The sequence below is a fragment of the Allorhizobium sp. NPDC080224 genome, assembly GCF_050281005.1.
GTDB lineage: Bacteria > Pseudomonadota > Alphaproteobacteria > Rhizobiales > Rhizobiaceae > Allorhizobium.
In genome coordinates, this window is the sequence record NZ_JBNNWJ010000001.1 from 1,620,731 (window position 1) to 1,636,826 (window position 16,096).

The following is a 16,096-nucleotide window of genomic DNA, read 5'->3' on the forward strand; positions in this document are numbered from 1 at the left end:
GGTTGCTGTATGTCATTTTCGTCTCGGACGCTCGAAAGTTTCAAAAATCAGGCAGTTCGAGCCATTCTGTGGGCAGCCGTTTTCGCCTGGGCGGTGACGTCAATCATCGATGTCAGCGTTGAACTGATGCCTTCGTGGCGTCCCATGCTGTTTACCGCGATTTTCTTGTTCCTGTATGTCTTCTCGAAGGTATATCCCGAGCAGCAACGTGTAACACTGCGTTGGACCTATGCTGCGACGCTGCTTCTCGCTGTCTGGTACATCTTGTACTCGCTTTTCGGCGCCGTCGACGTGCAGGCCATTCTGTTTCACCTGAACTACGACGTCGGGTCGGAAGCCGTTCAAGATCAGGCTTTCAAGCAGTCTCTGGTCGCAATCATTCCCTTTGTCCTGGTCATGATCAGTTGGTGGCAACTGGCCGGCATGTCTCGCGGCATGGCCTTCCTCAACCGATGCCTTCCAGTCGCCCTCCTGGCACTCAATCCGCTCACTTGGCTCGGTGCCTCCAGCGCCTTGGCCTCTGCCGCGCCGCCGCCAATGGACTTGAGCTTGGCCTTCAAGGACCCTGAGACGGACGTCGTGCCCTCCGGTCCGACGAAAAATCTACTGCACATATTCGTTGAAAGTGCGGAACTCACCTTTTGGGACGAAGAGCGTTTCGGAGATGTCGCTCGCCCGTTGAAGAACCTTTCCGCCAAGGCTTGGTCCGCTGAGAACGTCGAGCAAGTGGACCTGACCGGTTGGACGCTTGCCGGACATGTGGCATCGACCTGCGGCGTGCCGCTGTTGTCCTTGGGTGTCATCCATCGAAATTCCTTCGATCTCGTGGACGAAATTGTGCCGGGAGCGGAATGCCTGGGCGATATTCTCGAACGGAATGGCTACACAAATGTCTTCTTGAAAGGGGCGAGCCTCGATTTTGCCGGCACGCGGGGTTTCGCTGCCAATCACGGCTATCAACGCCTGCTCGGTTTCGATGAACTTCATGACCGTTTCCCCGGGCGCGTCAATCATTGGGGGCTGCATGACGAAGACATGCTTCAGGTTGCATATGAGCAGATTTCCGAACTTGAAATGCAAGGCGCGCCATACAGTCTGATGCTGACAACGCTGGGTGGCCATGCGCCGACAGGCCTCATATCCCCATCCTGCGAAGCCCTTCCACTCGTCACTCGTCAACCCAACGATACCCTCAAGGCCTTTGCCTGCACCAATTGGCTCGTTGAACGCTTTGTTGATCGCCTGGAGCGTGATGGCCTGCTCGAAAACACGGTGGTGGTCATCCAGAGTGACCATCTCGCCATGCGAAACGAGGTCTACGGAGACCTCCAAGCTTCCGATCGCCGCAACATGTTCATGGTTCTGGGCACCGAACACCGCGACACAGTGAGCAAGCCTGCGAGCACAATCGATCTGTTTCCGACAATCCTTGCGGCCGTGGGCTTCTCTATACCGGATCGCCGGGCGGGACTTGGAGTGGACCTGCGCTCGAACATGCCAACGCTTGTCGAAAAGCTGGGCACGGACGATATAAACCGCGCGATCGCACAAGCAGATGAATTGCGCGACCGGGTTTGGGGACTTGATCGCCAGCTTCACTAGCTGATGCTCAGCCCCGCGGTTTGGCCCTGGTGACGGTGATGAAGTCTGTACCGTCGCCGGTCTCCGGGCCGATGCCGGTATCCGAGATGGTGATCGAGGATCCCTCGCTCAGCATGGTTTCGATGCGGGCGCGCACCTCATCCGGGATGTCGATGCGGGAAAGCGCGGCTTCGGCGGAGAAAATCGACTTGTCGTCCGCCGGGGTGACGATGCCGAGACGCTTCTGTGTCGATGCAGGCAGGTGGTCATCGAGCGTCACGCCGCGCCATTCCGCCTTGCGCTTGTAGCGATCGACAGCGGTCGCCTCGATGAAATGGGTGCCAAGTGCCTTTTCTGGCTCCCGGATGTCGACAGGGGCCGAAAAGAGTGGCGCGAATTTCTGCCGGATCATCAACTGGCCCGTCGGCGGGTGGTCCTCGCCGGCCTGCGCATAGAGCGCCCCGAGAAAAGTCTCGGACAGGATCTGGGCGTCCTTTTCGATGCCGTTCTTCTCCTTGAACGCCTTGATCGCCGCAATGGTCCGGCTGCCGAGCAACCCGTCGGAAATGCCGGCATCGAAGCCGAGCGTGCCAAGAAGCCGCTGGACGTCGGATACGACATCGCGCTGGGTGCGTCGTGTAATCAGAATACGCAGCGGAGGCGGTTCCGCGATCGTCACCTTTGTCTCGGCGCCGCTGCGCGGCGGAACCGCGTTCATCGCCACTTCGACGGGCGCCAGCCCCGCCTCGACGCGAGCGGGCCTGAGCTCCACGTCCGAGAGCAGCCCACCGTCGTCAACCGGCAGGCGCGGCGTGAACAGATTGGCATGGGTGATTGGCGTCGGGGCAACGGGATCGTCGGTGATGATCACATGCGCGCCACGCTTGGTCATGGAAAACAGCGTCTTGGCAAAGCCGTTCGGCAGGCGCACGCAGCCATGCGAGGCGGGATAGCCGGGCAGCTTGCCCTCGTGCAGGGCAATGCCGGACCAGGTCAGACGCTGCATGAAGGGCATGGGCGCATTCGAATAGAGGTTGGATTCGTGATATTTGCGCTTTTCCAGGATCGAGAAGATCCCCGATGGCGTTGTGTGTCCGGGCTTGCCGGTCGAGACCTTCGTCGTCGCAACAACTTCGTCCCCGTCATAAACGGTCAGCGTCTGTTCCGCCTTCGAGATATAGATCTGCAGGGGCCCATCGGCAGCAAGCGCCGTGCTGGAGAGCAATGACAGGCTGATGGCGAGGGCGAAACGCTGAAACATGATCGACCATTCGAAACGCGATACACAAGCGTCCGCAGTCTAAGCGACGATGTTTAAGAAAAGTTTCGCGAAAAGACCTCGATGTGCCACTCACGCGGCTGTGATCGTCTGTCCACAGATGCCGCGAGCAGTGCCTTCGTCATGGGGCATGCGACGGGCGTGGTCGCAGTTGCGGCGAGGCGACCACGAGCAGCAGGGCCGCAAGCGGCAGGGAAAAGGCATGGCCGATATGCTTGAAGCCGAGCGCACCGACGAGCCCGCCGACGAAGAACATGCCGACGATGGGCAGCAGGATGCCGAGCTTGCGGCTGTCCGTTGCAAGCGGTGGATGATCGAGGAGCCGGGCGATCCGGCCATAGGCGAGCTTGCCGAATTCGATGCCGACATCGGTAATCATGCCGGTCAGGTGGGTGGTGCGGATGCGGGCGCCGGAAATCTTGGTGATCGTCGCGTTCTGGAGACCCATCACGAAGCAGAGGAGAAGGGCGGTCACCGGCGCGGCCGAAGCCGCTGGCACGACGGCGCCGATCCCGGCAAAGGCGATCAGCAGGCCGGATTCAAGCGCCAGCGGATATGCATATTGCTGTCGCCGCGCATGGCGCCGGGCCCAGTTGATGAGAACGGCCGAGCAGGCAGCGCCCAGAGTAAAGCTTGCGAGAAGGGCGATGCCGGCTCCGACCAGACCGAAAAGACCGAGTGCCAGATTGTCGGCGATCGCGGAGACGATGCCGGTCATATGCGAGGTATAGTGGCCGATGGCAAGAAAGCCGCCGGCATTCATCGCGCCAGCGACGAAGGCGAGGATGGCGCCGAGCATGAGGTCGTTTCGCCGCGTGCGGCGATGGGCGGCAGCAATGCGCAGGAGCCGCATCTGGGCACCCTGGCCGCCCGTGCGCCGGCTCTGATCCTTGTTGATGGAGGGTGCCTGCGTCACGGAATCGCCTATCGCTTTGACGGGAATGTATAACCCGTCTGAACCGTACCCTTGCCGAACTTGTCACGCAATTTGTCCATCGCCGCCTCTGCCGCCGCCCGCCGTGCGGCCTGGACATCGACAAGGTCAGGCGGATCGGCAAGCGCCGGATCCTGCAGATCGCTGACACCGATCCCGATCAGGCGGAAGCGCGTTCCATCCGCTTCCTTCTCCAGGAGCGACATGCCGGTGCGAAAGATCCGGTCGGCCAACTGGGTGGGGTCGTCGAGCCGTCGGTTGCGCGTCCTGAGTTTGAAGTCGGCCGTCTTCAGTTTCAGGACGACAGTCTGCCCGGCAACCTCGTGTCGCTTCAGCCGCCAGGCGACCTTTTCCGACAAGGCCCGCAGATGCACCACGAGATCGTCGAGCCGGTAAATGTCGTCGAAGAAGGTCGTCTCGGCCGAGACGCTCTTGGCCGGGTCGTTCGGATGCACCGTCCGCTCGTCGATGCCGCGGGATAGGCGCGCCAGACGCTGCCCCATTGAGCCATAGCGGCGCATGAGATCGCTCTCGTCCATCACCTGCAGCTGGCCGATGGTCCGGATGCCGTCGGCCTGTAGCGTCGCGGCAAGGGCCTTTCCGACACCCCAGATCATCGTCACCGGCTTGTCGGCAAGGAAGGTCAGCGCCTCGGCCTCGCCGATCACGGAGAAACCGCGTGGCTTCTGCAGGTCGGAGGCGACCTTGGCGAGGAACTTGCAGTAGGAGAGCCCGACGGAGACGGTGATGCCGATTTCCTGCTCGATGCGTCGGGCTAGCCTCGCCAGCACCCGCGCTGGCGGATCGTGATGCAGCAGTTCGGTGCCGCGCAGATCGAGAAAGGCCTCGTCGATCGAAATCGGCTGCACGAGCGGTGTCAGCTCCTCCATCATCGCCCGGATTTCGCGGCCGACACGGGAATACTTCTCCATGTCGGGCTTGATGACCACCGCCTGGGGACAGGCCTCGAGCGCCTTGAACATCGGCATGGCCGAGCGCACGCCGTGAATGCGCGCCACGTAGCAGGCGGTCGAGACGACCCCGCGCTTGCCGCCGCCAATGATCACCGGCTTGTCGATCAGTTCCGGATTTTCGCGCTTCTCCACCGAGGCGTAGAAAGCATCACAATCGATGTGAGCGATCGACAGGTCGTAAAGCTCGGAATGATAGACGAGCCTCGGGCTGCCGCAGGAACGACAACGTCGCGCACCCTCGGCCTGCCCGGTCAGGCAGTCACGACAAAAGCCGGAATGATCAGGAGCAGCGCGCGTCATGGCCAGAACAAAGGTTGAACAAGGCGACCATAGGCCGCCCTTTGAACGCAGGCAAGTGCGGCGATGCCGGGAAGGGGGCTCGCCGCCAGATTAGCCAGCGAAATGCGATCGGATCAGCTCGGACGCCTCCGGCCAGGTGCCGACACGCCGGACGGTTTGGGGTGGCTCGGGCGCGAAGCGGAAGATTTCGAGCGGTGGCGGAAGATAGATCAAAAGGCAGTCCGGCACGTGCTGGCCGACCGAGTGCAGATTGTGCACCATGTCGTCGACGAAGACGACGGGCAGGGGCCGTTCCCCTTGCAACGCCGCCACCATCGGCCCCTTGGCCTCTTCCGTTGCAATCATGGGGAAGATCAGTGTCAGCTGGTCGAGCAGGCGTCGCCGCACTTCGGCGTGGCGAGGCGGCATGGCAGTGAGGAAGACGAGATCCGCATCCTGGCCGAGCGCATGAAGGCTGTCGACCGCATCGGCAAACGGCGTCTGCCAGCGCTCCTGCTCGACGAAGAAATCATCGATCAGCGCCTTGACGGCTGGCGCTTCGATCACGCTTTCGTCGGCGCCGGTGACGATGTTTCCGGTCAGCTTGAAGGAGCGCGGCAAAAGCCTGTGGCCGCGGGTCTGCAGGAAGCTTTCGAACGGAGCAGCGAACTGCAGGACGACATCATCGACATCGCAGACGATTAACGGCCTATCCGTCAGGCGGATGTGGTCGAGATCCGTCAGCATCAGAAATCGACCGAATCGAAGCTCGGACCGGCGTAGCGGTGATAGGCCTCGACCACCGTCTCAGGCTTAGTGTCCGTCGCGGTGCAGAATTCCATCAGCGTTGGCTCGTGCTGCATCAGAAACTCCAGCATGCCGGCGAGAAAGGCCGGGTCGCCGACGGCCTGGCGCAACTGTGTCGGCTGCACGCCAGACAGCGCGAGGAAACGCGACAGCATCTCCGGTTCGTTTGCCAGCCAGCCGAGCACGGCAACTGCAGTGGCTTCGGCATCGGCAGGTATATCTCTGTTTTTCATAAAGTCTTTTCCTCTTGCCCTGGCAAATTACCGATTTCGAAACCAAATAGCACTAGCATGCTCGAAGACGGAAGACGCAACTCGCGCTGGGTCCGGTGTTCCGGACTGGGTGAATGCGCGAGACAAAGGACCGGGTGAATGCCGAAAAAAGTGATGATTGTCGAAGACAACGAGCTCAACATGAAGCTCTTCCGCGATCTGATCGAGGCATCCGGCTATGAGACAGTGCAGACCCGCAACGGCATGGAAGCCATGGATCTCGCCCGGCGCCACCGCCCGGATCTGATCCTCATGGATATCCAGTTGCCCGAGGTCTCAGGGCTCGAAGTGACCAAATGGCTGAAGGACGATCCCGATCTCCACGTCATCCCGGTAATCGCCGTAACGGCTTTCGCCATGAAGGGCGATGAGGAACGGATCCGACAGGGTGGCTGTGAAGCCTATGTCTCCAAACCCATCTCGGTCCCCAAGTTTATCGAGACGATCAAGACCTATCTCGGAGATGCGTGAGGACTGACAGCCATGACTGCCCGTATTCTGGTCGTCGATGATATACCTGCCAACGTCAAGCTGCTCGAAGCGCGGCTGATGGCGGAGTATTTCGACGTGCTGACGGCAAGCAATGGCCGCGACGCGCTCGATATCTGCGATCGCACCCAGGTCGACGTCATCCTCCTCGACATCATGATGCCGGAAATGGACGGCTTCGAGGTTTGTGAGCGGCTGAAGTCCAACCCGCGTACGGCGCACATCCCCGTCGTCATGGTCACCGCTCTCGATCAGCCCTCCGATCGCGTCCGCGGTCTGCAGGCCGGTGCCGACGACTTTTTGACGAAGCCGGTCAACGACCTGCAGCTCATCTCGCGGGTGAAGAGCCTCGTGCGCTTGAAGACGCTGACGGACGAGTTACGCATCCGTCATGACACGACCCGCGAGGCCGGCATCGGTGATGTCTTCAGGCTTCAGGAGGGGCGCCTCGAAGAGCAGGCGCAGGTTCTGCTCGTCGACAGCCGCGGTGCCTCCCAGGAACGCATCATCAAGGCGCTGAAGCCGATTGCCGAAGTCAGCGCCATGTCTGACCCGCAGGCGGCGGTGTTCGAGGCGGCTGAGAACGCTTTCGATCTGGTCATCGTCAACAGCAATCTCGAAGACTACGACCCCTTGCGTCTCTGCTCGCAGATCCGTTCGCTGGAACGCACCCGCTTCATCCCGATCCTGCTGATCACCGAGCAGGGGGATGAGCAGATGATCATCCGGGCGCTCGATCTCGGCGTGAACGACTACATCGTGCGCCCGCTCGATCCGAACGAGATGATTGCCCGCACGCTGACCCAGGTCCGTCGCAAGCGCTTCAACGACCGGCTGCGCAACAGTGTGCGCCAGACGATCGAGCTTGCCGTCACCGATGGGCTCACGGGCCTCCACAATCGCCGCTATCTCGACACGCATCTGCGCACCTTGTTTGCCCGCGCCAAGGTGCGTGGCCGGCCGCTGACGCTGTGCATCACAGACATCGACCGCTTCAAGCAGGTCAATGATGTCTATGGCCATGATGCCGGCGACGAAGTGCTGAAGGAGTTTGCCGGCCGTATACGCTCGACCGTGCGCGGGGCCGATCTTGCCTGCCGTTTTGGCGGCGAGGAATTCGTCGTCGTGATGCCAGACACACCGGCGGAAGTCGCCGCAACCGTTGCCGAGAGGCTGCGTGGCATGATCGAGGCACGACCCTTCCAGCTTCGTTCCGGGGAGAGCCCGCTGATGCTGACAGCATCCATGGGCATCGCCACGATCGGTCCTGGGGTTGAAACGCCCGAGCAGCTTCTGAAGCAGGCCGACCGCGCCCTCTATGAAGCGAAGAACTCCGGTCGCAACCGCGTCGTCGCCGCCGCCGCGTGACCGAAAAGGCCAGCGTGTGGCCCTAAAAGCTTAAGTTCTGCAGGCTGTCAGAAAGATCTTCACAGGTTTTTCAATTGCCGCCATCTGTGGCATGCCGGGTAAATCTTGCTGACTTTTTGAGCAGTTACAAAACGACTTATTTTCCGCGAGGCGAATAGTGTTGATGCTGATCCGGTCGAGCAGACCTGCGCTGGGCGCGAATGTGCTTACTCGGGTTTGTATTTAATTGAATATTAGAGTGTTCTGGTGCCGTATGATCTCGTGGAGCCAAGTCAGTCCTCGTTGTGTAGTCAAACTAAGCTTTAGAAGATCTGGAATGCATCTTCGGTAGTCTCAAGTTTCAATGTGTGTAGAACTGACTATCGCGTGAGAATCGTAAGTTCATCCGAACCTAATTTAACCATAAAGCAGCGAAGCACGGGTAAGCAGTTAATAAACTGTTGATTTTTGTCTCTACTTGAGAGAACTTGCAGCCATCGGACAAGACCCCTTCGGAGGTCATCAATACCCCATGATGCTCAGGTCCGCCGCATCTCCTGGGTCGTGGGGTCGGTCGGTTGGTATGCAACGTCAAAAACGGTTCCTCGTGCCGTGTTGTGTGCCGGCCGACCCCCTAATCAGACACCGGTTTCCGCAAGGAAGCCGGTGTTTTTCGTTTGGCGACTATGTCTGGAACCAGCGGCGTCACTGCAAAAGAAAAAGGCGCGTCGCAGGAAGCGACACGCCTTTTTGAGAAGCCCTCAATCAAGTCTTACTTGATCTTGGTTTCCTTGAACTCGACATGCTTCTTAGCAACCGGGTCGTACTTGGTCTTCGTCATCTTTTCCGTCATCGTGCGGCTGTTCTTCGTGGTCACGTAGAAGAAACCCGTGTCAGCCGTCGACAGAAGCTTGATCTTGATGGTTGTAGCCTTGGCCATGGTCGTCCTGCCTCTAATAAACGAAGCCGTGGACGACCGAACGAGGCCCACGGCAAATCTGGCGCGAAACTACAAATCGCGCCCGAAAAGTCAAGTGCGTTTCGGCTTAAAAAGCAGGCGTCCTAGGGAAAGCACCACGTAGAGCGCGAAGAAGCCCGCAATTGCCCAGGCAAATCCGTCATTGCCGGTGATATCGATGGCCGCTCCGATGGCCTGAGGACCGGCGACGGTACCGACAGCATAGCAGAAAATGAAGGCGGCATTGGCCGCTGCCAGGTCGGCGCCGGTGAGTCGCGAGCCGAGATGGCTGAGGCCGACAGTGTAAAGGCCGGCGACACATCCGCCCCAGAACAGCAGAACGATGGCCATCAGGTGCCAGTGGCCGGACAGCCAAGGCAATGTCAGGGATCCGGCAAGCCCGACAATGGCGAGAATCGATAGAAGCAGCCGCCGGTCACGCATTCGGTCGGAGATCAGTCCTAGCGGGATCTGGAAGATCATGTTGCCCACCCCCATGACGGTCAGGAGAAGCGCTGCCTGTGTCTCGGTAAAGCCGCTGCGGGTGGCGTAGATCGGGAAGAGGGAAAGGCCGCCGGCCTCAACCGCCCCGAAGACGAAAACGGCAACCGTCGCTGTCGGCACCAGGAAAATGTAGCGGAAGAAATGCATCTCCGGCTTTTCGCTGAGCACCGGGCTTTCGTTGCGGGCGATGTAGATCGGGATGGCGGCCGCGAGGATCGCGATTGCGCCGACCGCAAAGGGCAGGAGCCCGTCGCTTCCAAGGACGGAGAAGAGCAGGGGACCACAGGCAAACCCGACAGCGAGCATCGTCGCATAGATGCCCATCACGAGGCCGCGTTTGCGCGAAGGGGCTGCCGCATTGATCCAAAACTCGGAGAGGATGAAGAGAGTCGTGGTTGCGCCGTGAAACACGATGCGCAAGGGAAACCACATCCAGAACTGTTCGGCATAGTAGAAGCCGATCGCGCTGATCGCTGACAGCACCACGGCCCAGAGCATGGTCGGCACGACGCCGAGCTTGTGGGCGAGTTTGGTGGTCACGGGAGCAGCCGCCATGGCAGCAATGCCCGCCATAGCCGAATTGAGCCCGATCAGCGTCGAGGAGATGCCGCGCTTTTCGAGAATGATGCTGAGCAGCGGCAGGCCTAGGCCGATCGCAATGCCCACGGCCGAGATCGCCGAAATCGCCGCGAAGAGCGAGGGCCAGTGGATGTCCTCGCGGTCGCCGTTCAGGCCGCCATTGGTCTCAGACATCGGACACCCGGTCGTTCATGTCGCGTTCCTGCCTGAGGCATGACCGCAGGCGCGCAGGTGTCGAACTCTGTGATGGCATCGGCGCGTACCAGCTCCCGGGCATAGTCGATCGGCGCGGCATGTTCAGACTGGAAACCCCGCGCCTGTCAAGCGATTCTGATATCCCCGGTCCGAATCAAGACTGCGCCTCTGGGCGACGTTTAACGACAAACCGCCACAGTCACGTGACGGGTCTGTGACTTAATCGCGGCTGTCGCCGAAGGCGTCCGGCTGCTCGTCATGCCCGCCGAATCCGTGCATGCGCAGCGCCCATTGCAGGCCCACCACGCCGCCCTTGATCGGCTGCAGGCACAGGAGGGACATGACGACGCCGATCGGTGCCCAGATGGCAAAATGCACCCAGGCCGGCAACACGAAGACCAGATCGGTCGCCATGAAGCCGCCGACGAGAATGTGGCCGAGGATGAGAATGACAAGATAGGCCGGTAGGTCGTCTGCCCGATGGTGGTGATAATCTTCGCCACAGGCAGCGCAATTGTCCACCACCTTCAGGTAACTGCGGAAGAGCTTGCCTGATCCGCACGAGGGGCATTGATTGAGCATGCCGCGCTTGATCGAGCGACCGAGCGGACGATCGGCCTTCTCGCCGCCGCCGTACTGGATCGTTGCCTGGGTCTGGTTGCCGCTCATGTCATGCCTCCGAGGCGAAAGTGTCAACGTCGCGAGCGCGGTGGACGTGTGCCGGGCTGCTTGCGCCCGTTGCGTCGTCCGGCCTTGTGGAAGGAACGCGTCGCCACCGGCATCTTGCGCCCCTCGCTCAGCATCTCGAAGCGCAGCGCGCCGGCCAGCGGCACCGCTTCCACAAGCTTGACCTCGACGACGTCGCCGAGCTGATAGCCGAGCCCGGATTTCTCACCCGTCAGGGCCTGATGCGCTTCGTCGTAGATATAGTAGTCCCGGCCCAGTGTTGAAACCGGGATAAAGCCATCTGCGCCAAATTGCGGCAGGGCAACGAACAGACCGGACTTGGTCACGCCGCGGATCTGCCCCTCGAACTCATCGCCGATGCGCCCGGCCAGATGATGCGCGATCAGGCGGTTGACCGTGTCGCGCTCGGCCGCCATCGCCCGGCGCTCGAAGGTCGAGATCTCAGCCGCGATATCCTCGAGGCTTGCTTCCTCGTCCGGCGTGATCCCACCTTCGCCCAGACCCAGCGAACCCACCAGCGCCCGATGCACGATAAGGTCGGCGTATCGGCGGATCGGCGAGGTGAAATGGGCGTATTTCATCAGGTTAAGGCCAAAATGGCCGATATTGTCGGGGCTGTAGATCGCCTGGCTCTGGCTGCGCAGCACCATCTCGTTGACGATGACCTGATGCGGCGTGTCCTCGGCTTTCGCCAGAATGCCGTTGAACGAATTGGAGCGCATGTTGCCGCCCTTGACCAGGGACATGCCGAGCGTGGCGAGGAACTCTCGAAGCACCTCCTGCTTGGCGAGCGTCGGTGCGTCATGGATGCGGTATATCAGCGGCTGGCGCTTTTTCTCCAGCGTCTCGGCAGCCGCGACGTTCGCCTGGATCATCATTTCTTCGATCAGCTTGTGGGCGTCGAGCCTCTCGGGCACATGCACGCGATCAACCGTGCCGTCTTCCTTGAGGATGATCTTGCGCTCGGGCATGTCGAGCTCGAGCGGCTGGCGCCGGTCACGGCCGCGCTTCATCACCGCATAGGCATGCCACAGGGGTTTCAGGATCGGCTCCAGCAGCGGGCCGGTCTTGTCGTCGGGCTTGCCGTCGATCGCCGCCTGCGCCTGCTGATAGGAGAGCTTTGCCACGCTCTTCATCATGATGCGATGGAAGGTGTGGCTCGCCTTGCGGCCCTCATGCGAGAAGACCATGCGCACGGCGAGCGCCGGGCGGTCGACGCCTTCGCGCAGCGAGCAGAGATCGTTCGAGATTCGCTCGGGCAGCATTGGGACGACACGATCGGGGAAGTATACGGAATTGCCGCGCTTCAGCGCCTCGCGGTCGAGCGCCGACTTTGGCCGGATGTAGTAGGAGACGTCGGCAATGGCCACCGTCACGATCACGCCATCCGGATTGTCCGGTGAAGTGTCGAGTTCGGCATAGACGGCGTCGTCATGGTCTTTGGCATCATGCGGATCGATGGTGATCAAGGGCAGGTCGCGCCAGTCTTCCCGATGCGACATGGAAGCAGGCTTGGCGGCCTCCGCCTCCGAGCTCACCGACTGCGGGAAGATATGCGGGATGCCATGCGCATGGATCGCGATCATCGAGATCGCCTTTTCCGAGGCAACCGATCCGACGACGTTGAGCACCTTTGCCCGCGCCAGGCCGAAGCGGGCGCTGCGGCCGACTTCCACCTCGACGAGGTCGCCATCCTTGGCCTCGCCGATGTCGGTAGAGTCGATCTGCATTTCCTCGCCGCGCCGGTCGATCGGCATCAGGCGTGCCCCACCGTCAGACATCATCCGCACGACACCCATGACGGCGCCGACATGGCGATCGAGGATCTTGATCACGCGGGCGGTATACGCCGGGCCGGAACGGTCCTTGTTGGCGAAGATCTTGGCGAGCACACGGTCGCCGAGCCCGCCCACGGGCGCCTTTCCCTTGGAACGGTCGGAGCTCGACTGGCGGATCAGAACGGCCGGTGCCGCGCCCGCCTCTTCCGGCCACTCGGCCGGGCGGCCGATCAATTCGCCGTCCTTGTCGCGCGTGGTGATGTCGAGCACCGTGACCGGGGGGAGAGCGCCGGGTCGTGTCAGCGACTTGCGACTCTTTTGTACGAGGCCGTCTTCTTCGAGATCCTTCAGCGCCTGCTTCAACTCGACGCGCTGCTCGCCCTTGAGCCCGAAAGCCTTAGCGATCTCGCGCTTCGACGCTCGATCCGGATTTTCGGTGATGAATTGCATCAGCACGTCCCGCGACGGTACCTCGCCGTGGATCAGTGCGGCCGGATTGCCGGCCTTCGCCTTGGCCGCGCCTTCCGCCCGCCGGCTCTTGCGGTTGCCGGAGCCGGGTGTCTCGGAGGGGTCGCGGTGTCTCTTGCTCAAGTCGCACTCTTCTTCGTTGTCTTTGCTTTCGTCGCGGTCTTTGCCGGCGCCTTCTTGGCGGCTGCGGCCTTCGGCTTTGCGGCCGCCTTCTTCGGCTTTGCCGCCGCACCGTCTTCCGACTTTGCCTTGGCAGACCTGGCCGGAGCCTTCTTGGCCTTGTCCTTGCCGCCGCCATCCTTGGCCACCCGCTCGGCGATCAGCACCAGGGCTTCCTCGACAGTGACGCTTTGCGGATCCTTGCCCTTCGGCAGGGTGGCATTCACCTTGCCCCAGTTGACATAGGGACCGAAACGACCTTCGCGGACCGTCATCGCGCCACCGTCAGGATGCTCTCCGAGCTCCTTCAGCGCAACTGCCGCCGTGCGTCCTCGGCCGCCTGGATTGGCCTTCTTTTCCGCAAGCACTGTCACGGCACGGTTGAGGCCGATGGACAGCACGTCCTCAATGCCTTCGAGGTTGGCATAGGTGCCGTCATGCAGCACGAAAGGCCCGTAGCGTCCGAGACCGGCCGTAATCATCTTGCCCGTTTCCGGATGTGCGCCCACGTCGCGCGGCAGCGACAGAAGCGACAGCGCCTTTTCAAAATCGATATCCGCAGGTGCCCAGCCCTTCGGCAGCGAGGAGCGCTTGGCTTCCTTGCCTTCGCCGCGCTGCACGTAAGGCCCGAAACGGCCCGAACGCAGGGTGATCTCTTCCTCTGTCACCGGATCCTTGCCGAGTGCCCGCGGCTCATTGCCGCCGGCTTCTGCTTCGGCTCCGCCGTCGCTGGTCAGCTGGCGGGTGAAGTTGCATTCCGGATAGTTCGAGCAGCCGACGAAGGCGCCGTATTTGCCGAGCTTCAGCGAGAGATTACCGGTACCACACACCTGACAGATGCGCGGATCGGATCCGTCCTCGCGCTTCGGGAAGACGAGCGGCGCCAGCGCCTCGTTCAGCGCGTCGAGCACGTTGGTGACGCGCAGTTCCTTCGTGTCTTCGATCTGGGCGAAGAAGTCCTGCCAGAAGGCGCGCAGCACGTCCTTCCAGTTGAGTTCCCCAGCCGAGATCTTGTCGAGCTTCTCTTCGAGATCGGCCGTGAAGTCGTATTCGACATATTTGGTGAAGAAATTCTCGAGAAACGCTGTAACCAGCCTCCCCTTGGAGTGGGGGATCAGCTTCCGCTTGTCCATCACCACATATTCGCGGTCGCTGAGCGTCTTGAGCGTCGCGGCATAGGTCGAAGGACGGCCGATGCCGAGCTCTTCCATCTTCTTGATCAGCGAGGCTTCCGAGTAGCGCGGTGGCGGCTCGGTGAAATGCTGGCTGGAATTCACTCTCTGCTTGGCCAATGCCTCACGCGCATTGATCTCGGGCAGGCGACCATCCTCGTCGTCACCGTCCTCGGCAGGTTCGCCGTCCTCGCGTTGGTCGGTATAGGCGGCAATGAAACCGTCGAAGCGAATGACGGAACCGACGGCGCGCAGGCCCGCTTTCTCGCCTTTGTTGTCGGCGAGGATCTCCACCGTCGTGCGTTCGATCTCGGCCGACGCCATCTGGCTCGCAATGCCGCGCTTCCAGATCAGGTCATAGAGCCGCATCTGGTCGCTGTCGAGAAAGCGGCGCAGCTTGTCCGGCGAGCGGTTGAAGTCGGTCGGGCGAATGGCTTCGTGGGCTTCCTGGGCGTTCTTCGCCTTGGTCGAATAGAGGCGCGCCTTCTCGGGCACGTAGCGCGGGCCGAACTGGTCGAGCACAGCTGCACGCGCCGCCTCTATCGCCTCGGGCGCCATCTGTACGCCATCGGTACGCATATAGGTGATGAGACCGACAGTCTCGCCGCCGATGTCGATGCCTTCATAGAGCTTCTGGGCGATCTGCATGGTGCGCGATGCTGTGAAGCCTAGCTTCGAGGAGGCGGCCTGCTGCAGGGTGGAGGTGGTGAAGGGCGGGCCCGGATTGCGCTTGACCGGCTTTGCCTCAACGCTGTCGACAGCAAATGCTGCCCCCTCGAGCAGGGCCTTGATGCCGGCAGCCTGATCGCCATTGGTTACCGAGTTGCGCTGCATGCGCTTGCCCTGGTGCGAGACCAGTTTCGCCTCGAACTCGTCGCCACGTGGCGTCTTCAGAAGCGCAGAGATGTTCCAGTATTCTTCGGCGACGAAGCGTTCGATCTCGGTCTCACGGTCGCAGACGAGGCGCAGTGCCACAGACTGAACGCGACCGGCTGAGCGGGCACCCGGCAGCTTGCGCCAGAGGACCGGCGACAGATTGAAGCCGACGAGATAGTCGAGCGCGCGGCGGGCGAGATAGGCGTCGACCAACGGTGTGTCGATATCACGCGGATTGGCCATGGCATCGAGCACGGCCTTTTTAGTGATGGCGTTGAAGACCACCCGCTTTACTGGCTTGTCGCCGATCACCTTCTTCTTTTTCAGAAGGTCGAGCACGTGCCACGAAATCGCTTCCCCCTCGCGATCAGGGTCGGTTGCGAGAAACAGGCCGTCGGAGGACTTCACCGCATCGGCGATATCCTTCATGCGCTTCTGCGAGGCCGTGTCGACCTCCCAGAACATCTCGAAATCCTGGTCTGGCAGAACGGAGCCATCCTTGGCCGGCAGATCGCGCACATGGCCGAACGAGGCGAGCACCTTGTATCCGGAACCCAGATACTTGTTGATCGTCTTGGCTTTGGCGGGGGATTCTACGACTACGACGTTCATTGGATAGCTGTACCTTCAACGCATCCGATCAGTGGCACCGCACCACAGTCTTCGGAACACGGTTTTCCGACATGGAGGGCGAAACGGCTGCGGTCAAGAGGTGAGGCCTATTTTCCAGCTTGTGAATATATGCAACCGGAGGGAGA

Annotated in this window: 13 protein-coding genes; 3 read left to right on the forward strand and 10 right to left on the reverse strand. The window is 61.2% G+C overall.

Going from position 1 to position 16,096, the window contains the following annotated elements:
* The first annotated feature begins 9 nt into the window (after positions 1–9).
* A complete protein-coding gene (locus tag ACQKP1_RS08085) occupies positions 10–1,602 on the forward strand; it encodes a sulfatase-like hydrolase/transferase (protein ID WP_427274872.1) in 1,593 nt (530 codons plus the stop codon).
* A gap of 7 nt (positions 1,603–1,609) precedes the next feature.
* Here ACQKP1_RS08085 and ACQKP1_RS08090 read toward each other — a convergent pair whose 3' ends face one another.
* From ACQKP1_RS08090 to ACQKP1_RS08110, 5 genes are all read right to left on the reverse strand, one after another.
* Positions 1,610–2,842 (reverse strand): L,D-transpeptidase family protein, encoded by a 1,233-nt coding sequence (locus tag ACQKP1_RS08090; RefSeq protein ID WP_006727593.1) that lies wholly within the window; start codon positions 2,840–2,842, stop codon positions 1,610–1,612.
* 139 nt (positions 2,843–2,981) lie between these two features.
* Entirely contained in the window at positions 2,982–3,776 is a 795-nt protein-coding gene (locus ACQKP1_RS08095) for a YoaK family protein (protein WP_427274873.1), read from the reverse strand.
* Positions 3,777–3,784: 8 nt separating this feature from the next.
* Positions 3,785–5,068, reverse strand: coding sequence for a DNA polymerase IV (locus ACQKP1_RS08100; protein ID WP_427274874.1), 1,284 nt, complete (start codon positions 5,066–5,068; stop codon positions 3,785–3,787).
* Positions 5,069–5,158: 90 nt separating this feature from the next.
* Entirely contained in the window at positions 5,159–5,794 is a 636-nt protein-coding gene (locus ACQKP1_RS08105; protein ID WP_427274875.1) for a hypothetical protein, read from the reverse strand.
* On the reverse strand, positions 5,794–6,087 hold the full coding sequence (locus ACQKP1_RS08110; RefSeq protein WP_427274876.1) for a DUF3572 domain-containing protein: 294 nt from the start codon (positions 6,085–6,087) through the stop codon (positions 5,794–5,796). The genes ACQKP1_RS08105 and ACQKP1_RS08110 overlap by 1 nt, the downstream gene beginning before the upstream one ends.
* A 138-nt stretch (positions 6,088–6,225) precedes the next feature.
* Here ACQKP1_RS08110 and ACQKP1_RS08115 point away from each other — a divergent pair, with 138 nt between their 5' ends.
* Positions 6,226–6,597: a response regulator gene (locus ACQKP1_RS08115; protein WP_006727598.1), complete on the forward strand. Its 372-nt coding sequence runs from the start codon at positions 6,226–6,228 to the stop codon at positions 6,595–6,597.
* A 12-nt stretch (positions 6,598–6,609) separates the two neighbouring features.
* The gene (locus tag ACQKP1_RS08120; RefSeq protein WP_203015068.1) at positions 6,610–7,983 is read left to right on the forward strand and encodes a PleD family two-component system response regulator; all 1,374 of its coding nucleotides are present in this window, start codon (positions 6,610–6,612) and stop codon (positions 7,981–7,983) included.
* A 751-nt stretch (positions 7,984–8,734) separates the two neighbouring features.
* Here the strand turns inward: ACQKP1_RS08120 and rpmG are convergent.
* The 5 genes from rpmG to topA all read right to left on the reverse strand — a co-directional run bounded on the left by rpmG (position 8,735) and on the right by topA (position 15,950).
* A complete protein-coding gene (gene rpmG, locus ACQKP1_RS08125) occupies positions 8,735–8,902 on the reverse strand; it encodes a 50S ribosomal protein L33 (protein ID WP_006727600.1) in 168 nt (55 codons plus the stop codon).
* A gap of 90 nt (positions 8,903–8,992) precedes the next feature.
* Positions 8,993–10,177, reverse strand: coding sequence for an MFS transporter (locus ACQKP1_RS08130; protein WP_203015071.1), 1,185 nt, complete (start codon positions 10,175–10,177; stop codon positions 8,993–8,995).
* Positions 10,178–10,417: 240 nt separating this feature from the next.
* Positions 10,418–10,867, reverse strand: a complete 450-nt coding sequence (locus ACQKP1_RS08135; RefSeq protein WP_427274877.1) for a DUF983 domain-containing protein — start codon at positions 10,865–10,867, stop codon at positions 10,418–10,420.
* Between the two features lie 23 nt (positions 10,868–10,890).
* Positions 10,891–13,254, reverse strand: a complete 2,364-nt coding sequence (rnr, locus tag ACQKP1_RS08140) for a ribonuclease R (protein ID WP_427274878.1) — start codon at positions 13,252–13,254, stop codon at positions 10,891–10,893.
* Positions 13,251–15,950, reverse strand: a complete 2,700-nt coding sequence (topA, locus tag ACQKP1_RS08145; protein WP_427274879.1) for a type I DNA topoisomerase — start codon at positions 15,948–15,950, stop codon at positions 13,251–13,253. Before topA ends, rnr begins: the two co-directional genes overlap by 4 nt.
* Between the last annotated feature and the right edge of the window lie 146 nt (positions 15,951–16,096).